Source organism: Bacillus sp. ChL18 (assembly GCF_026241425.1).
Lineage (GTDB): Bacteria > Bacillota > Bacilli > Bacillales > Bacillaceae > Bacillus > Bacillus velezensis.
On the sequence record NZ_JAPHWE010000003.1, the window covers coordinates 326,483 to 345,450 of the forward strand.

21 protein-coding genes are annotated in these 18,968 nt (G+C 46.7%); 9 read left to right on the forward strand and 12 right to left on the reverse strand.

Features of this window, described 5'->3' with window-relative positions:
• Positions 1 to 45 precede the first annotated feature (45 nt).
• On the forward strand, positions 46 to 1,008 hold the full coding sequence (locus OQ477_RS18160) for an arsenic resistance protein (protein ID WP_265973416.1): 963 nt from the start codon (positions 46 to 48) through the stop codon (positions 1,006 to 1,008).
• A 58-nt stretch (positions 1,009 to 1,066) separates the two neighbouring features.
• Here OQ477_RS18160 and OQ477_RS18165 read toward each other — a convergent pair whose 3' ends face one another.
• Entirely contained in the window at positions 1,067 to 2,116 is a 1,050-nt protein-coding gene (locus tag OQ477_RS18165; protein ID WP_265973417.1) for an NAD(P)-dependent alcohol dehydrogenase, read from the reverse strand.
• Positions 2,117 to 2,274: 158 nt separating this feature from the next.
• Here OQ477_RS18165 and OQ477_RS18170 point away from each other — a divergent pair, with 158 nt between their 5' ends.
• Together OQ477_RS18170 and OQ477_RS18175 are read left to right on the forward strand one after the other, a co-directional pair.
• Positions 2,275 to 2,679, forward strand: a complete 405-nt coding sequence (locus tag OQ477_RS18170; protein ID WP_094296424.1) for a MerR family transcriptional regulator — start codon at positions 2,275 to 2,277, stop codon at positions 2,677 to 2,679.
• Between the two features lie 223 nt (positions 2,680 to 2,902).
• Positions 2,903 to 4,192 carry a Na+/H+ antiporter NhaC family protein gene (locus OQ477_RS18175; protein ID WP_265973418.1) on the forward strand — a complete coding sequence of 430 codons (1,290 nt, stop codon included), beginning with the start codon at positions 2,903 to 2,905 and terminating at the stop codon, positions 4,190 to 4,192.
• A 30-nt stretch (positions 4,193 to 4,222) separates the two neighbouring features.
• Here the strand turns inward: OQ477_RS18175 and OQ477_RS18180 are convergent, their stop codons facing one another.
• Positions 4,223 to 5,605 carry a PLP-dependent aminotransferase family protein gene (locus OQ477_RS18180; protein WP_265973419.1) on the reverse strand — a complete coding sequence of 461 codons (1,383 nt, stop codon included), beginning with the start codon at positions 5,603 to 5,605 and terminating at the stop codon, positions 4,223 to 4,225.
• Between the two features lie 118 nt (positions 5,606 to 5,723).
• Here OQ477_RS18180 and OQ477_RS18185 point away from each other — a divergent pair, with 118 nt between their 5' ends.
• Entirely contained in the window at positions 5,724 to 6,344 is a 621-nt protein-coding gene (locus tag OQ477_RS18185; RefSeq protein WP_007609692.1) for an FMN-binding negative transcriptional regulator, read from the forward strand.
• Between the two features lie 47 nt (positions 6,345 to 6,391).
• On the opposite strand, the gene OQ477_RS20960 is transcribed toward OQ477_RS18185, so the two are convergent.
• Entirely contained in the window at positions 6,392 to 6,754 is a 363-nt protein-coding gene (locus tag OQ477_RS20960) for a hypothetical protein (protein WP_323054520.1), read from the reverse strand.
• A gap of 214 nt (positions 6,755 to 6,968) precedes the next feature.
• Positions 6,969 to 8,159 (reverse strand): MFS transporter, encoded by a 1,191-nt coding sequence (locus OQ477_RS18190; protein ID WP_265973420.1) that lies wholly within the window; start codon positions 8,157 to 8,159, stop codon positions 6,969 to 6,971.
• A 257-nt stretch (positions 8,160 to 8,416) separates the two neighbouring features.
• On the opposite strand from OQ477_RS18190, the gene OQ477_RS18195 reads away from it, so the two are divergent.
• Positions 8,417 to 8,995, forward strand: a complete 579-nt coding sequence (locus tag OQ477_RS18195; protein WP_021495037.1) for a TetR/AcrR family transcriptional regulator — start codon at positions 8,417 to 8,419, stop codon at positions 8,993 to 8,995.
• A 77-nt stretch (positions 8,996 to 9,072) separates the two neighbouring features.
• Here OQ477_RS18195 and OQ477_RS18200 read toward each other — a convergent pair whose 3' ends face one another.
• Complete coding sequence (locus OQ477_RS18200) at positions 9,073 to 9,957, reverse strand: DMT family transporter (RefSeq protein WP_061581819.1); 885 nt, start codon at positions 9,955 to 9,957, stop codon at positions 9,073 to 9,075.
• A 126-nt stretch (positions 9,958 to 10,083) separates the two neighbouring features.
• On the opposite strand from OQ477_RS18200, the gene OQ477_RS18205 reads away from it, so the two are divergent.
• On the forward strand, positions 10,084 to 11,472 hold the full coding sequence (locus OQ477_RS18205; protein ID WP_265973421.1) for a PLP-dependent aminotransferase family protein: 1,389 nt from the start codon (positions 10,084 to 10,086) through the stop codon (positions 11,470 to 11,472).
• Between the two features lie 65 nt (positions 11,473 to 11,537).
• Here OQ477_RS18205 and OQ477_RS18210 read toward each other — a convergent pair whose 3' ends face one another.
• The 7 genes from OQ477_RS18210 to OQ477_RS18240 all read right to left on the reverse strand — a co-directional run bounded on the left by OQ477_RS18210 (position 11,538) and on the right by OQ477_RS18240 (position 16,254).
• A complete protein-coding gene (locus OQ477_RS18210) occupies positions 11,538 to 11,837 on the reverse strand; it encodes a spore coat protein (protein WP_014417026.1) in 300 nt (99 codons plus the stop codon).
• Positions 11,838 to 11,852: 15 nt separating this feature from the next.
• Positions 11,853 to 12,050: a hypothetical protein gene (locus OQ477_RS18215; RefSeq protein ID WP_029974162.1), complete on the reverse strand. Its 198-nt coding sequence runs from the start codon at positions 12,048 to 12,050 to the stop codon at positions 11,853 to 11,855.
• Positions 12,051 to 12,068: 18 nt separating this feature from the next.
• Positions 12,069 to 13,205: a zinc-dependent alcohol dehydrogenase gene (locus tag OQ477_RS18220; protein ID WP_061581821.1), complete on the reverse strand. Its 1,137-nt coding sequence runs from the start codon at positions 13,203 to 13,205 to the stop codon at positions 12,069 to 12,071.
• Between the two features lie 18 nt (positions 13,206 to 13,223).
• Positions 13,224 to 13,592, reverse strand: a complete 369-nt coding sequence (locus OQ477_RS18225) for a spore coat protein (RefSeq protein WP_012116936.1) — start codon at positions 13,590 to 13,592, stop codon at positions 13,224 to 13,226.
• A 17-nt stretch (positions 13,593 to 13,609) separates the two neighbouring features.
• Positions 13,610 to 13,855 (reverse strand): hypothetical protein, encoded by a 246-nt coding sequence (locus tag OQ477_RS18230; RefSeq protein WP_015416919.1) that lies wholly within the window; start codon positions 13,853 to 13,855, stop codon positions 13,610 to 13,612.
• A gap of 150 nt (positions 13,856 to 14,005) precedes the next feature.
• Positions 14,006 to 15,220 carry an MFS transporter gene (locus tag OQ477_RS18235; protein ID WP_265973422.1) on the reverse strand — a complete coding sequence of 405 codons (1,215 nt, stop codon included), beginning with the start codon at positions 15,218 to 15,220 and terminating at the stop codon, positions 14,006 to 14,008.
• Entirely contained in the window at positions 15,217 to 16,254 is a 1,038-nt protein-coding gene (locus OQ477_RS18240) for an ROK family protein (protein WP_061581822.1), read from the reverse strand. The genes OQ477_RS18235 and OQ477_RS18240 overlap by 4 nt, the downstream gene beginning before the upstream one ends.
• Before the next feature lie 146 nt (positions 16,255 to 16,400).
• On the opposite strand from OQ477_RS18240, the gene OQ477_RS18245 reads away from it, so the two are divergent.
• From OQ477_RS18245 to OQ477_RS18255, 3 genes are all read left to right on the forward strand, one after another.
• Positions 16,401 to 16,937 (forward strand): sugar O-acetyltransferase, encoded by a 537-nt coding sequence (locus OQ477_RS18245; RefSeq protein ID WP_025284328.1) that lies wholly within the window; start codon positions 16,401 to 16,403, stop codon positions 16,935 to 16,937.
• Positions 16,938 to 17,093: 156 nt separating this feature from the next.
• Positions 17,094 to 18,311 carry a sensor histidine kinase gene (locus OQ477_RS18250; RefSeq protein WP_323054521.1) on the forward strand — a complete coding sequence of 406 codons (1,218 nt, stop codon included), beginning with the start codon at positions 17,094 to 17,096 and terminating at the stop codon, positions 18,309 to 18,311.
• Positions 18,304 to 18,939, forward strand: a complete 636-nt coding sequence (locus OQ477_RS18255) for a response regulator transcription factor (protein WP_265973423.1) — start codon at positions 18,304 to 18,306, stop codon at positions 18,937 to 18,939. Before OQ477_RS18250 ends, OQ477_RS18255 begins: the two co-directional genes overlap by 8 nt.
• The last annotated feature ends 29 nt before the right edge of the window (positions 18,940 to 18,968 follow it).

An 18,968-nucleotide genomic window follows, 5' to 3' on the forward strand; every position in this document is an offset into this window, starting at 1 on the left:
CCGGAAGAAAAGAAGGTATAATGAGCGGGGAAGAGGTGTCAGCCAATGAAAATAACCAGAGAGACATTAGAAAAACAGCAAATTTGGATATATGGTGTGACTCTTGTGATCGGAGGAATAGCGGGGATCGCCGGGAAAGATTCAGGACTTCGCTGGGGATGGACGATATCACCGCTTATCGCTGTTCTCATGTATGCCATGTTTGCCCAAATCCCATTCTTGAAGCTGAGGGAAGCCATGTCAAACCTCAAGTTTATGGCGGCTTTACTGATCGGTAATTTCTTAGCTGTACCTGTCGTTGTATGGGTGTTAACCGCCATTTTTCCTCAATCTCCTCCTATATTATTAGGGGTTTGTTTGGTATTGCTTACACCTTGTATTGATTACGTCATCGTCTTTACTCAGCTCGGCAAAGGAAATGAGAGATTAATACTGGCTTCCACGCCGGTTTTGTTCGCCGTTCAGATGGTATTGCTTCCGTTATACCTGCGGCTGTTTATCGGGAAAGAAGTGATAGGGGCTGTTCATGCGGGACCGTTTCTGGAAGCATTCTTATTGTTAATAGCAGTGCCGCTGCTGGCGGCGGTGATAACTCAATTATGGGCTGATAAGAAGCCGGCGGGAGAAAAGGTGTTAGAGTGGACGGCATGGCTGCCTGTTCCTTTTATGGCTCTGGTCTTACTGGCGGTCGTCGCCACACAAATCGGCAAGGTCATCAGTGATGCTGACATCATTCTACGTGTGATCCCGATCTATCTGTTATTCCTGCTCATTATGCCGTTTGTCTCCCGGTTTATCGCAAATGCGTTCCGTCTGGATACAGGTGAAGGAAGAGCATTGATCTTCAGCACGGGCACAAGAAATTCACTCGCAGTCCTTCCGTTAGCACTGGCCTTGCCGGATGCTTGGGCCTCATTAGCCGCCGCTGTTATCGTCACACAGACGATCGTTGAATTGATAGGCGAATTGGTTTATATAAAAGCGGTGCCCGGCTGGCTGCTGAAATAAAAAATAATCTGAACAGAAAAAAACATACCAATAGATATTGGTATGTTTTTTATGTGAATTATAAAGTTGAAATATCAATGACGAAACGGTAGCGGACATCGCTTTGGAGAACCCGTTCGTACGCTTCGTCGACTTGGTTGGCCGGAATCACTTCAATTTTAGGAGCAATGCCGTGCTCGGCGGCGAAATCAAGCATTTCCTGAGTCTGCGGAATACCGCCGACGAGTGAACCCGCAATGCTGCGGCGGCCCGTGATTAAAGAGAACACACTGTATGAGTCCGGATTAGCAGGCGCTCCTACATTTACTAATGTACCGTCAATGCGAAGCAGGGATAAGTAGGCATCTACCTCAAGGTTCGCGGATACCGTATTTAAAATGATATCAAAATGTCCGGCTAACTCAGTGAATGTATCCGGATCGCTTGTTGCAAAGTAATGATCGGCTCCAAATTCAAGCGCTTCGTCTTTTTTGTTCATTGAGCGGCTGAGGACGGTGACCTCTGCGCCTAAAGCGTGCGCGAATTGAACGGCTAAGTGTCCGAGCCCGCCCATTCCGACAATCGCCACTTTTTTGCCGGGGCCGGCATTCCAGTGTTTCAGCGGAGAATAGGTGGTAATGCCCGCGCACAATAGCGGGCTGGCAGCATCCAAATCCAGCTGATCCGGAATCCGGACAACGAATCTGTCAGTGACAACTATTTTTTGGCTGTAGCCGCCGTACGTAGGGTTTCCGTCGTAGTCCAGGTTATTATAAGTTTGAACAACGCCTTTTGTGCAATATTGTTCGTCTCCGTTAAGGCAGTATTCACATTCCCCGCAGGAGTCTACAAAACAGCCGACACCCACACGGTCGCCGACGGCAAATGTGGTGACTTCTTCACCCACGGCTTCCACAACTCCGGCAATTTCGTGTCCGGGAACCATCGGAAAGATTCCGCCGCCCCATTCATCGAATGCACTGTGGATGTCTGAGTGACAAATCCCGCTGTACTTAATATCAATCAGGATATCGTGCGGCCGTAATGCTCTTCTCTCAATCGTCGTCCGCTCAAATTTAGCTTTTGCATGCGGAGCGCTTAATACACGAGTCGGATGATTATTACACATGGTTATCTTCCTTTCCAAGATAAAGTGATGAATCCTCTGTTCGATTTTACTTTAAATGTTAAAGCGGACTTTAAGTCAAGGAGTTTGGTTTATTTTTTTATGAAATGATATTCTATAATGGCAAGCTTATGAAGGTTTGAAGGACGGGTGATAAGAATATGAAGATTGCGCAGGCTGCAAAGCAGGTTGAGTTATCAGCCGCGACGCTTAGGTATTATGAAAGTATAGGACTGATTCCTCCGGTAAAACGCGATGAAAGCGGCATCCGCGATTATGACGAAGATGATGTGAATTGGATTCAATTTATAAAATGCATGAGAAATGCCGGGCTGTCGATTGAGGCGCTGATTGAATATACCGCTTTATTTATTGAAGGAGCCGATCATACGATCGAACCCCGAAAAAACATCCTTATAAATGAAAGGAAAAGGCTGACGGAGAAACAGAGGGAAATTGATGAAACCATAAAACGATTAAACAGGAAGATTGAGGATTACGAAGATATCCTTGAAAATGAAGCGAAACTTAAAAACAGATTGAAAGCTGAATGTATTTCTGAATGAAGAGAAGGTGTCCCGGACGCCGGGCCGCATGAAATGTACCAAGGGAAACGAGCCTTGGTTTTTTTATTTTCTAAAGAGTGGAAACAAAACAGCTTTTTCTATCTTATCAATCTTTACTTATCCTTTTTTCAGCTTGACTTTTTTACTGCAGACTTTTAAAGTGTGAAATGTTGCTTAGACTGTGATTAGCGACTTTAATGCTGAAAAGAGGTGGTTTACCCAGATGAACAATAAAAAGAACCCTTGGGCGTTATTGCCTTTAGTCTTATTCGTAGGGCTTTTTGTCGGCTCTGGTCTGGTGACCGGAGATTTTTATAAATTGCCGATCTTGATTGCCGCGATCATTGCGTCAGCTTTTGCGCTGTTATTTAACCGGAAGAAATCGCTCAATCAAAAAATAGAATGGTTCGCTTCCGGTGCGGGACATCCTGATATTATCATTATGGTTATGATTTTTATATTGGCAGGTGCCTTTGCTTCAGCGGCTGAAGCGATGGGGGCGGTGCATTCAACTGTCAATCTTGCTTTGAGCGTTATCCCGCAGCAGTTTTTGCTGCCGGGGCTGTTTATCATTGCTTGTTTTATTTCTATATCGATGGGAACATCAATGGGCACGATTGCGGCGGTTGCGCCGATCAGCGCGGGTTTGAGCGGCGAGCTTGGCATCTCCGCCGCGATTCCGATTGCGGCTGTGGTCGGCGGAGCTATGTTCGGAGATAATCTTTCTTTTATTTCCGATACGACCATTGCGGCAGTCCGGACGCAAAAAACACAAATGAGGGATAAATTCAAAACGAACTTTCTGATTGTTTTGCCCGCTGCCATTGTGACTGTTATTATCTTATTTTTTATTCCGGCAGGCCACGCCGTCCATACGGGAACTGCATCTTACAGCTGGATTAAGGTGCTTCCTTATATCGCCGTGTTGGTTTTTGCGTTAATCGGTATTAATGTGATGGCTGTCATATTCGGCGGATTGATTTTGACGGGAATCATAGGGTTAGCGTGCGGCAGCCTGACGTTTGATTCTTATTTTAAGGCGATTACGGATGGAATTGCCGGAATGAGCGATCTGATCATCCTGTCCATGCTGATCGGCGGGATGGTCGGCGTGATGAAACAAAACGGCGGGATCGACTTTTTACTGGAGTTCATCACGAAACGAATCCGTTCGAAAAAAGGAGCCGAAGCCGGCATTGCCGGACTGGTCAGCGTGACGAATCTGGCTGCGGCCAATAATACGATCTCGATTATCGCAGCCGGGCCGATTGCAAAGAATATCGCTGATAAATTCAACATCGACAACAGAAAATCGGCAAGTATTCTGGATATCTTTTCGTGTATGATACAAGGATTGATTCCTTACGGCGCGCAGCTGTTATCAGCCGGGAAATTCGGGAATATTTCACCAGTCAGCATCCTGCCATACTCTTTCTATCCCGTTTTAATCGGAATCTGCGGCATCGCCGCCATCATATTTGGACTGCCGAAATTCACAAGAAATACGAAATAAAAAAAGGCGCCGTTCGGCGCCTTTTTTCTTTCATGACAACCAAGCATTTCTCAAAAGCTGTACGCCCTGTGTGATCTGATCCGTATCGAGATGGGCGAAACCTAGCTTTATGATCGGCGGTTCGGGTTTTTCGGCAACGAAATAAACGGCGGTAGGATATACCTTCACTCCGTACTGAAAAGCGCGTTCGATTAATGTTTCTTCTGTATAATTCAGGTGAACTCTCACCAATATATACAATCCCGACTGCTCGCCGATGATCGTCACATGATCGCCGAACTGCTGCTTTACATGTGAAATCAAGTGCTGCATTTTTCGCCTGTAAACAATGCGCATGCGCTTAATATGGCGGGTCCATTCACCGGCCTTCATCAATTCAGCCATGGTCAGCTGGTTAAGCGAAGAAGCGGTGCTTTCGAAATGAATAAACCGTTTTTTATACCGGTGCAAAAGGCGATGCGGCAAAACCATATAGCTTATGCGGATGCCAGGAAGAAAGGATTTTGAGAAATTCCCTAAATAAATCACCCGGTCTGATTGAATGGAAGCAAGAGCGGGAAACGGCTGCTGTGTATAACGGAATTCACTGTCATAATCATCCTCAAGAATATAACCCTCTCTATGATTCACCCAATTGATCAGAGTTTGGCGCTGCTGAATGGACATGCTTACGCCGTAAGGGCTGTGATGGGATGGGGTCACATAGATTAATTTTTCTTTCATTGCATGTAATTGAGAAAAATCAGCTCCGTTTTCATAGACAGGCATCGTTTCCAGAGATAGCCCGTGAAATTGAAATGCCGCTCTGGCACCATCAAATCCCGGGTCTTCAACGATCATTCCCGAAAAATCCTCTTTCAGAATCCGGCTGAGATATATCAGCATCTGCTGGGTGCTGCTGCCGATGATAATGGAATCCGCATCTGTTTTCACTCCGCGGGATTCCAAGAGATAAGCGGCAATTTGTTCACGCAGGTCTCTCTCGCCGAACGGTTCACCGTACAGAAAGCTTTTCTCTGATGTCAAAACTTGATTGTATAATTTTCTCCATGTTTTCAGAGGAAAATGCTTTTGATCGACGGCCCCGGCGCGAAAATCAATCAGGACCGGCTGAGTTGATTCGGTTTTCTCTGCGTGAACAACATCGTTTTCTTTTTGAAATATAGAAGGTTCTACTTCATTTACAAAATAACCTTTGCGTGTTTCTCCGCGAATGTATCCCTCCGCTAAAAGGAGATCATAAGCCATCAGCGTTGTATTACGGCTTACCCGCAGGGAATCTGCCAGTTCCCGAATCGAAGGCAGCCGCTCATCTGCCTGAATATTTCCCTGCTCAATCAATGTTTTAAATTGCTCGTAAATTTGTTTGTATTTCGGGGTGTCGCTCCCGAAAGCGAAAATCATATTTTTCATCAGATGTTCTCCTCTGACATGTATATTTATTGAAAACTGTACCTTTTTAAATGTCAGTTGATATCTTATTATAGCGGAAAGCGCTTTATCAATCCATGTTCAGAGAGGAGAGTTTTGTATGTATATTCCGGCTCCATTTCAGCTGAGTGAAGCTGAAGCGTGCGATGTAATCAAAGAGTATGGTTTCGCAGCATTGTTTTCAACGGCGGAAGGCATGCCGTATGCAACCCACCTGCCATTGATGATGAGTAAGAATAACGAATGCTTATACGGTCATTTTGCATTGCCGAACCCCCAATGGAAAGAGATTGATGGCCAAAACGTGTTAGCCGTTTTTCAAGGGCCTCATTGTTATATCTCGCCTAAATGGTATGAGACGAATCAGGCTGTACCCACTTGGAATTATGTGGCGGTTCATGTTTACGGAGAGGCGGAGCTTTTGGATGAGGAAGAAACCGTGCAGTCGATGAGTGATCTCGTATTGAAATACGAAAGCCCCGACAGCCCGTACAAATTAGAGGATGTCGATGCGAAATTGCTGGCAGGCATGAACAAAGGGGTAAAAGGCTTTAAAATCAAAGTCAGCAAAATAGAGGGGAAAGCAAAGCTGAGTCAAAATCATTCAGCTGCAAGACAAGGGCTGGTCGTACAACAGCTCAAACAGATTCCTCATACAAACGAACAGCTCATTTCCGGCTTGATGGAAGAAAACATCAAACGGATCACTGCGAACAACTGACAAGCATATTAAAAACATACCGGCAGCATGCGGTATGTTTTTTCAGGTTATGAAGCTTTTCTCAGCATGAATAACGACTCAAACAGCACATAAATCAACGGCGCTATTAAAATGAAGAAAGAATGAAAAATAGCATACGTTATGAGTAAGTAAACGATAAGTTTCAATAGAATGGTAGACGGTTTATTGAATGTCCAACGGTTCTTCAAGATATCAGTCATACAAGCTAAAACAAGGCCGACCGTCAAATATCCGGCTGCTATGTACAGATAAATAAAAAGGTAAAACGGGTAAGAAGACAACGGCGGTGTGTCCTCTTGTGTCATTTTTAAACTCACGTAAAAGACTAATAAAAAGCAAACGGACGAAACGAGAGCTAACAAAAGGTGTTTATATAAATACTTCTTCATGTGTTCACCTGCCTATGGCGCAATTATTTCTTAACATATTATGACATGGTTTTACCGCTGCTGAAAGAATTGGAAGTCCGGCTATATGAGCGGGGCGTAAAGAATCAATATCATCTTTTCATGAATCCGGATTTTTTGTTCGGATGGATGTAAAGAAGAATACACCAAAAAAAGCTGTCAGCTTGGCCCTGACGGCTTATTTTTGGTAAAAGGCTTATTTCTCCGTGGTGAAATAAAGCAATGCTATGACCGGAAAAGCGATTCCAATCCATAATGTGATACTCCACCCGCCTGAGGCGTATGCCCATCCTCCGATTGATGATCCTATAGCACCGCCCAGAAAGAAGATTGCCATAAATAATCCGTTTAATCGGCTGCGAAATTCAGGTGCCAACGAAAAAATGGCACGCTGACTGAGTACGAGATTGGCAGATACCCCCATATCCAACAGGATAGCTGCGGCCACCAGAACTGCTATTCCGACGGGGGAGCTGCTCTGAATTATGAGCGGGAGTAATAAAGAAACGATGACAACACCGAGAGCGATTCCGGTGGCAAGCCGGGTCAAGCCGCGATCAGCCAGACGGCCGCCTATCGGTGCAGCCGCTGCACCCGCAATGCCCGCTAATGCATACAGCGCGATTGCCTTTTGAGAAAAATGAAAAGCAGGGCCGGACAATAATAAAGGTACAGTCGTCCAGAACAAGCTGAAAGCTCCAAATACAAACGCATGATAAATGGCACGGCGGCGTAGGACCGGAGTTGTGCGCAGCAGCTTCCACATTGAACCGAGTAAGACGGTGTAGCTTGTGTTTGCTGTTGGTTTTCTGGCAGGAAGCACTTTTGATAAGACGATTGCCAGGACAACACTTAACGCGGCGGATAAAGCAAATATGGCATTCCACCCCCATATATCAGCGACCAGACTGGATATCGGACGGGAAAGCATAATACCGAGCAGCAGGCCGCTCATCACATTGCCGACAACCCGGCCGCGTGCGGCGTCTGGCGCAAGGTATGATGCGAACGGAACTAGCACTTGGGCTGCAATTGATCCCAGTCCGATGAAAAACGCAGCGGCTAAAAACAGTGTTCCATGCTTTGCAAATGCTGTCAGTGTCAAAGCGGCTGCGCTTAGAAGGAGCGATACAACGACAAGTTTTTTGTTTTCGATAATGTCTCCCAAAGGGACGAGAAACAGTAAGCCGGCAACGTATCCGATTTGAGTCAGCGTGACAATCAATCCGGCGCTGCTTGGAGAAAGCCCGATTGCCGCACTAATGAATCCTGCCAAGGGCTGTGCATAATAAAGATTAGCGACAATGATACCGCATGCCGTTGCGAGAAGAAGGGTTAAACCAGGTGAAATTCCCTGATCTGCTGTTTGTTTGTTTTCTTTAGCCATATGAATGAACTCCTTTTTAAGTGGTTTTTAAGATGCTTGATAAATGATTTGCTGATTCATCTCCTTTACGCAGAGGCTTTTGGAGTCTGCATTTCAACAAGACTTCCCTCAAGTTAATTTGTAAACTAAACGTTTAGTTTATTATAAGCAAATAATATACTAAACGTTCAGTTTTGTAAATGGGTTTCTGTTTTCTTTTTTTATACAGGTTAAGTATACTGAACGTATCGTTTATAATTCGGGAAGGAATGATTCATGTGCAGAGTAAACGAGGACGGCCGCGCGATGAAGGAACACATAAGGCAATTCTTTCTGCAGCGTATGACCTATTGTTGGAAAATGGCTTTGACGCAGTGACAGTCGATAAAATTGCTGAGCGTGCCAAAGTGAGTAAGGCAACGATTTATAAATGGTGGTCAAACAAGGCTGCCGTTATCATGGACAGCTTTCTTTCGACCGCTACGGACAGACTGCCTGTGCCCGATACAGGATCAACAGTGCAAGATATATTGACCCACGCCACGAATTTAGCAAGATTTTTGACGAGCCGGGAAGGAACCGTTATTAAGGAATTAATCGGTGCGGGGCAGCTGGATGCAAAATTGGCGGAAGAATATCGCACGCGATTTTTCCAGCCCCGCCGCCTCCAAGCGAAAGGCCTTCTGGAAAAGGGAATTCAAAAAGGTGAATTAAGAGAGAATCTTGATATTGACGTTAGCATCGATCTCATTTACGGACCGATTTTCTATCGCCTGTTGATCACAGGTGATGAGGTGAATGATTCTTATGTGCATGATCTGGTGATGAGTGCGTTTAAGGGAGTTCAGCCTGCCTGAAAAATACCCGGATCATGTGAAAGAGATGCAGACTTTTGCTGCCTATGGGCGGAACATAATGAAAAGGCCGAACAAGTTCATTGTTCGGCCTTTTCTGATTGATTTGCGAACCGCCGGGCGGCCGCCACGCAAGCGATAACGCCGGCATTCACCGCCGCAAGTTCCCATCCTGCTTTTTCATCGAGAATCATGGCGGCCAGTAACAGTCCGAAGAAAGGCTGCAGAAGCTGTAGCTGTCCGACCGCGGCGATGCCTCCCTGGGCGAGTCCGCGATACCAGAATACGAAGCCGATCAGCATGCTGAATATTGAGACATATGCAAGACTGAGCAGTGCGGGCGCGCCGATGTTTGACCATGAGTCCGGCATGAAGCAGAAAGACAGGATGAACATAAGGGGAAGCGATAAAACGAGTGCCCAAGAGATCACCTGCCAGTTGCCAAGCCGCCGGGAGAGGCGGGCGCCTTCGGCATAACCGAGACCGCACACGATAATCGAAGCGATCATGTACGTATCACCGAGCGGAGAGGATTCTCCTCCTTGCAGCAGAGCATATCCGGCTACGAGGATGCTGCCGGCAGCCGAGAAAATCCAAAAGACCGGCCTGGGCCGTTCGCCTCCTCGCAGTACGCCGAAGATCGCCGTCGCAAGCGGGAGAAGCCCGATGTAGACAATGGCATGAGCGGATGTGACATGCTGAAGCGCTAAGGCTGTAAGCAGCGGGAAACCGATCACGACGCCGAGCGCTACTGTTATTAGTGAAATGATGTCGCTTTTGGCAGGGCGTTTCTCCTGAAAAATGAGGAGCAGAGCGCCTGCCAATATACCGGCTATCGCGGCGCGGCATACGGTGAGAAATACCGGGTCAAAGTCCGCTACAGCCAAGCGGGTCGCGGGAAGCGAGCCGCTGAAAATGAGCACGCCGATAAATCCGTTAATCCAGCCGTTTGCGGCTTTATTCATTCCAATCACTCCAATATATATTTCTAAACACATTTTCAAAGTTTATAATGACTATAAACTGAAATTGACCTTATACAAATGGCCAGTTTTTATAAAAAGAAGAATGCCAGTTTGGAGGGAGTAAAAATGGATATCACGCCATTTTTAAATAGAGATCTGGATCTTCCGCTTTATCAGCAGCTTTATCGGCATTTTAAGGAAAATATGCATCAGGGCCGTATTCCTAAAGGACTGAAGCTTCCTTCAAAAAGGCTTTTGTCAAGTCAGCTTTCCGTCAGTCAGACGACTGTGGAGCGTGCCTATGAACAGCTTGCCGCCGAAGGCTATATTGTCAGTAAGCCGAGAAGCGGATGGTTTGCCGATTATGACTCGGACGCCGTCTATGTGAAAAAGCCGGGCTCTTCGCCTGTTCAAACAAAGGCGAAGGAAGACCGCCAATGGATTGATTTTCACTACGGCACTGTGGATGCCGCTCATTTTCCTTTTTCGGCATGGCGCAAAAGCATGGTTGCAAGCTTAGATCAATACGGGCATGAGCTTTATCGGCCCGGGGATGATTTGGGCGAGCTTGAACTGAGAACGCTCATTTCAGAATACTTATATCAGTCGCGCGGCGTGAATTGTCTTCCTGAACAAGTGATAGTCGGCGCCGGGAACCCTGCTCTTTTGCAAATGCTGTGCAAAATATTTGAAGCAAATCTATCCATCGGATATGAAGATCCGGGTTATCCGAGAGCGAGGGAGATTTTTAAAGCCAATCACATGAAGATCATTCCGATACCCGTTGATGATGAAGGAGTCTGTATCCGGAAGCTGAATGAAGAGCGGCCGCGTCTTGTATATGTCACGCCTTCTCATCAATTTACGTTAGGAACGATTATGCCGGTAAACAGAAGGATTCAGCTGCTGAAATGGGCGGAGGAACATCAATCGTTCATTATAGAAGATGATTATGACGGTGAATTCCGATACACCGGCCAGCCGATCCCATCATTGCAAGGGCTTGATCAGCATCACCGTGTCATTTATATGGGGACGTTTTCCCAATCTCTGCTTCCTTCGCTGCGCATCAGCTATATGATTCTTCCTTTGCCGCTTATCGAAAAAGGAAGGGAAATCGCTTCTTTATATAAACAGACCGTCTCCTGTCACAGTCAGCTGACGCTGGCTCAATTTATCAAAAGCGGAGAGTGGCAGAAACATATTAACAGAATGAGAAAGCTGTACCGGAAAAAAAGAGCGGTATTATTAGAGGCCGTGCGGCGCGAGCTGGGACAATACGTCATGATTCGCGGAGAAAATTCCGGGCTGCGGATTTTACTTGACGTTCATCTGCCTTTCAGCGAAAAAGAGCTGATTGGAAAGGCGGAGGAACAAGGCGTCAAAATCTATCCCGTGTCTCTTACCTATCAAAAACAGGTCCCTGAAAAAACAGTTTCCCTCGGATTCGCGGGGGTTTCTGAAACCGATATACAAGAAGGCATAAAAAAACTGAGAGCCGCCTGGGTGCTGTAAAAGGCAGCTCACAGTTTGAAATACTGAAGCTTGAGTCAGGGGTGCTGTCTCAGCAGCAAAACGATTTATAGGACGGGCAGGCGGAGCGCCGTATCAATATTTTGCAAATTGAGCCGGACTTGTTCATTTGTGTTCCACGGGTGATACCAGCCTTTTTCCATCATATAGCGTGAGATTTGCTCGTGCATGTCAAGGGCTTCTTCTAAGTGCCGGGTGAGGATCGCTTTCACTTCAGGCGTTCCGGCTTCCGTCGCCGCCATCGCATAGTTTCTGACACCGCTTTTTGCCGAATTCAATAAATCCATTGCGACAATTTGGTCTGTCAGCGCATTCATTCCCGTCAAGTATTCAATAATCGGATTCATTCGTCATTCATCTCCTCATTCATGCTGTGCATCAGATAAAATTGAGGCAAATTCCTGCAATTGCCTTGTTGATGTATCCACATCCTGCTGCATGATTTCTTTCAGCTGCGGATCGGATACGAGCGCTTTCATGGTTTTAGATTTCGTCAGACAAAGTGACTTAAAAGAAGCCATCTCCTGAATTTCAAGTAATTCATGTAAGGCGCTGGTCATTTCTGTAGCCTCCGTTCTCTAAGGTTTGAGTACAACTTTAATACAATCATCTGTTTTCGTGTCAAACATCTCATAGCCGTGCTTCGCTTCACTAAGCGGAATGACATGGCTTACAACATCGCCCGGATCAATTTTGCCGGTTGACACCAGTTCAAACATATACGGCATATAGTGGATGACCGGAGCTTGTCCTGATCGGATATTGACGTTTCGCTGCATGATATCGCCAAGGGGAAACCCGTTGTATCTGCCGCCGTACACACCCGTAATCTGGATCGTTCCGCCTTTTCGCACCGCTTGAGACGCGATGACCAATGCGCTCATCGCCCCGCCCTGAAGTTTTAATCCGCTGGTGAGGAACTCAAGATCCGTCATTTTTCCGTCCATGCCGACGGCGTCAATGACCACATCAGCGCCGCCTTTGGTGATTTCCTTCAGGTAGCTGCCTGTATTTTCGTGGTCTTCGAAGTTCACGATTTCCACTTTATTCGTCCGTTTCGCATGCTGGAGACGGTAGTTGACATAGTCTACGGCTATTACGCGTTTCGCTCCCTTTAACCAGCAGAATTTTTGAGCGAAAAGGCCCACGGGCCCGCAGCCGAGAACGATAACTGTATCGCCTTCTTTTACGCCGGCATTGTCAACGCTCCAAAAGCCGGTTGTCATCGCATCGGAAATAACACTCAGTTTCTCATCCGGTTCTTCGCATGTTTCGGGAACTTTAAAATGGGTAAAGTTCGCAAATGGAACGCGCAAATACTCCGCCTGGCCTCCCGGATAGCCGCCGGCATTTCCTGAATAGCCGAAATAAGCGCCTATATCGCCGTTCTCATTTGATTGATCACATTGGCTTTCCAGCTGATTTTTACAATAAACGCATTCTCCGCAGGCGATATTAAAAGGAATAATGACGCGGTCGCCTTTTTTGACTTTCGTTACGCCGGGACCGGTTTCTTCCACGATGCCCATCGGTTCATGGCCGATGATGTAGTCTTCCTGCAAATTCGGGATGAGTCCGTGGATTAAATGTAAATCTGATCCGCAAATTGCCGTACTTGTGACTTTTATAATCATGTCATCGTGTTTTTCAATCTTCGGATCAGGCACGTCTTTGACAACGACGTTTTTCACTCCTTGATACGTTACGGCCTTCATGCTGTAATACCTCCAGTGTTAGTGTTCATCAGGTGTGCGGTCAAACATCCCTTTTCTGTTTGTTTCAACGGGAAACAGGTTCATGCTTCCGACCATGAGGGTATTTTTCGCAGAGAGCTGATCCAATTTATACTGTTCGCTCAGATCATGCGGGTGAAACCACTTTTTGCTGACCATCAAGTCTGTTATCTCCTGATGCATCGTGATTCCCTGCATGAGCTGTTTGCGCAGCAAAGCTCTTACATCAGGTGAAGCGGTTTCTGTTAAAGCAACGGCGGTATTTCTGACGCCTTCTTTGGCGCGTATGAGAAAATCCATTGCGAATGTCATATCCGCAAGTTCAGGGACATGTAATGAATTGATCGGATCTAAATGGTCATGATTCAATGATGCTTACCTTCCTTTCAATTGATGATCGAAGTCGGCCGGTTTTGAGGAACGGGAGCCTGAAACGTTGCCCGTTCATAAACCGCTTGCAAATCAGCCAGGTCTTGAGAGGCTTGCTGAACGTCTTTTTCCATTAACGTTTTCAGATCCTGATCAAACACAAGCCCTTGCATGAGCTTGGATTTCGCGACACAAAGCGTCTTGAAGTTAATGATTTCATGTAAGTCCAACGACTCGTGAGCCGCTAATTCACGCTTATCCATAATCGTCTGAAACCTCCCTTTGTAGAAATACGTAGTTAATTTCCCCTGAGAAAAGAGGTCTAGTCTTACAAATTTTGTTTGTGAGAAAAAGCAGAGAAAAAGCCTGACGGTGCATCAAAAAAAGGAGGAAGCACAATCGCTTCCTCTTGTTCACATGGAACGGCTGTTGGTGTCATGAACATTTTTCTGATGCGCGGGCGGTTTTGCCGCGCGGGAGACGAGCCCGCTGAGCACGATGCCGATCAGTACGATCATCAGCGCTCTGACAAGGCCGAATTCTTCACCGAGCAGTCCGAGAACGGGAGGGCCGACTAAGAAGGCGCAGTAGCCGACGAAGGAGATTGCTCCGACCCGCTTAACTGCTCCTTTTGGGTCATCGCCGGCTGCGGAAAGGCCGACCGGGAAGCCGAGGGAGGCGCCGATTCCCCAAAGAAAGACGCCGATTACGGCTGCTGTGAGGTTTCCGCTGAAAATCACAAGGGAAAGTCCGATGACACTGACGGCGGTGCAGAGACGAAGAACGGGCACGCGTCCGTACCGGTCCAAAAATGCCCCGCCAAAGATCCGGGCGATCAGCATAGCGGTGAGGAAGACGCCGTAAACCGCCGTGCCTTGCGCGTGCGTCACGTGAAAACCATCCGTCATGGTGAGCGGAAGCCAGTCATTGGCCGACCCTTCTGCGAAAGCCATTCCGAGCACGATGAGCCCGATCAGCAGTGTGCGCGGCTCTGTCCAGACGTTTACCGGCTTTTCGCTTGAGACTTCCTGCCGCCTTGAGACGGCATCTTCTTTCCCGGTGTCCTCCGGCAGAAACCGGAAGAAAGTAAAAATCAGGATAAACTCAATTCTGGCAATGAGCAGCAGGTGAACGAGCACGGGAACCTTGAATAAAATAGCGAGAGAGGAGAGTCCTGCGCCTAGCAATGTGCCGGCGCTGAACGATGCGTGCAATGCGGGCATCATGGTTTTCTCTGCGGCGCGTTTAAGGGCGGAACCATCTACATTAAGGGCCACTTCCGCAAGTCCGTAGCCGAGCCCGAAGATGATCAGTCCGGCAAATACGATGCTTTTGAAAGCGGCAAAAACACCTGCGCTGATGACGAATATCCCGATAATGACAATCAGAACGCTGATCAGAGCAACGAATCTGGTGCCTTTCCGCGAGATGATCCGGCTGGCGCTTAACAGGCCGATCAATGAGCCGAGCGCCAGCCCGAAAATAATCAACCCCATCATTGACGTCGAGGCTTTCAGCGTTTCTCTCACCTCAGGCGTGCGGGAAATCCAGGATGAAAAAGCAAGTCCGGGCAGCGAAAAAATAATAAAAAGGGCAAGTTTCCACTTTTGAATGCCCTGTCTACTCATGAAATCAGCTCTCTCTCTGTCAAATGAAGCGGAAAACGCAGAGATTTTAATGTGATGGCAATCAATCCTTTTTGGTAATAGGGCTGGATGTCATCAATAAGAATCAGCTCCGGCATGTGTTCTTTCGGGACAAAAGCGGAGCATGCTTCATAAACCTGTTCCATATCCAACCCTTTTGATAATTCTCCGATAAACGCAATGGCCTGCGGATTGATGATTGAAATCATGGCGCTTGTCATCTTAACAGCCAGTTCCGGAAAAGAATCCGGTGAATAGAGCTTTTCAAGCTGCTGCTTGCGTGTCGATTCAAATGGAATATAAGAAATTTCTCCGGCGAATTGTGTATTGCCTTTGACTAAGCGCCCGTCTATAACAAAGCGCGCTCCCGGAGGATTGTCTTTGACAAATGCGGCCATGGCGATGGTTTTCGGGACGGTATATTGCTGATCGCGATAAAATCCGTACAAAGCGTAATGCATCTCGTTTTCTACATTGACCTTGACAGAATATCTGGCTTCAAGTCTTTCCTGCATCGGGATATCACACAGCTCTTCAGTGTCACAAATGCCGATGACGCCGTGGCTGACCACACCCTGAACCCCCATGCCGATTGCCTTTATATTGGGAAACCGCCTTATCCATTCGTCAGTAAGCCGTTCGATGACGTCATAATTGATGACATCATAAAAGCGGCTGTCTTTTTCAACATAGTCACCGTGCCAATCTGCCAGCGCGACGTCAATCGAATGGACGCCGCCTTCTGTTTTAACGGATATGCCGAGTACCAAATGACTGTCCGCATTTAACGTAAACTGCCTTGCTTTTCTTCCGCCTGTTGAGGCGCTCGGTTCCATCTCCATGACTTCGCCGCGTTCTTTTAATTCATGTAAAATGTTTCCGCACGTGGCGGCGCTGAGCCCTGTTTGTTGAGAGAGAAAGGAAATGGTGGCCGCATCCGTTTTCAGCAGCGCTTCAATGATGGTTTCTTCATTCGTTTTTTTTACAATGGATGTATTATTAATGGTATTCGCCATGATTCCGCACTCCTTTATTAATCACTTTTTAAAAGACTTATTAAAAGTAGTTTAAAATATACTTCCCGAATCAGTCAAGACGGTTTAAAATTGTTTTCAAACGGAGAATAAATAGAATATCCTTGCTGAGAATGGAGGCTCGACACATGAGTTCTGATAACAAAATCTATTATGAACGCGGAACGGAAGAGCTGAGGAAGAAAAACATCCGGGCGCATAGGCTTGTCCGGGAATTAAACGGCGCCGATCCGGAAGCGTTTGAAACAAAAGAAGCGATCATCAGAGAACTGTTCGGGACGGCGGGAGAGAAACCGAGCATTGAGCATAACTTTCATTGTGATATCGGAACCAATATTCATGTCGGCGATCATTTTTATGCCGGCTATAATTGCACCATTTTAGACATGGCTGACGTGCGGATAGGCGATAACTGTATGATAGGGCCGAATGTCGGGATCTATACAGCCGGGCATTCTCTGCAGCCGGAAGGAAGAAATAAAAGCGGTTACGGCATTCCGATTACGATCGGCAGCAATGTATGGATCGGAGGAAGCTGTGTCATTTTAGCAGGCGTCACCATCGGCGAAAACTCCGTCATTGCGGCCGGTACAGTCGTTACGAAAGACGTCCCGCCAAATTCCGTCATGGCCGGAAACCCGGGAAAGGTCATAAAAAAGATATGAACAAAAAAGCAGCTTGCGAACAATCCCGCAGGCTGTTTTTTCTTTCACCCGTCATGCAGGGACAGAAGGGGAAGGTGAGAAGAAGGCACTTATGGTATGATGACAAATAGAATAAAACCTCGTGAGGCCGGTCGGCTAAAAGGAAGTGGACAGAGATTGTTTGGTACAAAACATCAAGAAGACTACGTCTCCCGTGACAGACGCTCATTGCATATGCTTGCGCTTCGGGTGCCCGGTCTGGCGTTTATTTTTATGGTATATGCCGCATCAGTCTCTTTGCAGTACATTTATGAAAGCTGGACGGTTTTTTTGCTGCTGTTATTCACGATATTGATCGTCATTTTTACCGTGCTGCATTGGCATTCCCATCGCTGGGTCAAGAAAAAAACGTTTCTTTATTTCATCATACAGGGATTTATCATATATACATCGGCTAACTTGATGGGCGGCGGTTATATCGCGGTAGTCGTCGGTCTCTATGCCTTTTTAATCGGGCAGATTATCGGAATGGCGGATAAGGGAAAAACGCTGCTCATACTCTATCTTTTCATTTTAATGTCCATAACAGCTTTGCACGAGGAGCATCCGCATCATCTGCTACGTTTCATCGTTATCGCCGCTCCCATCATGATCGTGATTATCACGTATGCGGCAACATTTTTCGCGCAAGTTGATGAAAAAATAAAAACACAGCTGACGCTTGAAAAATTAGAGCTCGCTCACCGGCAAGTGAAACAGCTGACGCTTCAAAATGAAAGGCAGCGGATGGCGAGAGATTTGCACGATACGCTTGCACAAGGGCTGGTCAGCTTGCATATGCAGCTTGAAGCGGTGCAAGTTCATCTTTCGAAAGATAACACTGACAGAGCGAAAGACATCATCAGCCAGTCAATGGACAGAGTGAAGGGCACATTGGCTGATGCGCGCTCGGCCATTGACAACCTTCGCAGCAAATCAGAAGAGATCGGGTTCTTAAAAGAAAGCATCACTGAACAAATCAACCATTTTACAGAAGCCTCCGGGCTGTCTTGTTTTTTAGATTACAGCGTGCATCATGTGCTTGACGTTCATACGGCGGAGAATTGCCATTACATGATTGGAGAAGGCCTGACAAACGCCGCCAAGCATGCAGAAGCAAAGAATGTCTGGGTATCCGTTCAGGAAGAAGAGGGACAAATCCGCATAACCGTCAAAGATGACGGGAAAGGCTTTGATGCCCGAACAGAAATGAGAAAAAGCGGACATTACGGGCTGCTTGGGATACAAGAACGCGTCAATATGATGAACGGCACTTTCCGTATAACAAGCGCCAGATCAGCGGGGACTCAAATTGAAATCATCATACCAATTCAAGGAGAGGCAGAACATGTATAAAGTGTTAATTGCTGATGACCATCTTGTCGTCAGAGAAGGTCTGAAGCTTTTGATAGAAACAAATGACCATTACACCGTAACGGGAGAGGCGGAAAACGGGAAAACCGCCGTCCGCCTCGCAGAGGAACTTAAGCCCGATGTCATTCTCATGGATCTGTACATGCCGGAAATGAGCGGGCTGGAAGCCATTAAACAGATAAAAGAGCATTCTGATGTGCCGATCATTATTCTGACGACCTATAATGAAGATCATCTGATGATAGAAGGCATCGAATCAGGCGCGAACGGTTATCTGCTGAAGGACACAAGCTCAGAAACCTTATTTCATACGATGGATGCGGCGGTCAGGGGAGAAGTGCTTCTGCAGCCGGACATCTTGCGCCGTTTCCGGGAAATGAAAATGGAACGGGCAAATGCCAATGAAACACAGCTGACGGACAAGGAAATCATAGTTCTAGAAGCCGTTGCGAAAGGACATAAAAGCAAAGCGATCGCCTTTGATTTAGGAATCTCAGAGCGGACGGTAAAAGCGAGATTAACATCGATTTATAACAAATTAGGCGCTGATTCGCGGACGGAAGCCGTCACCATTGCCATGCAAAAAGGCATTCTGAAACTGAATATATAATGAAAAACTGCCCAAACGTACATGTCCCT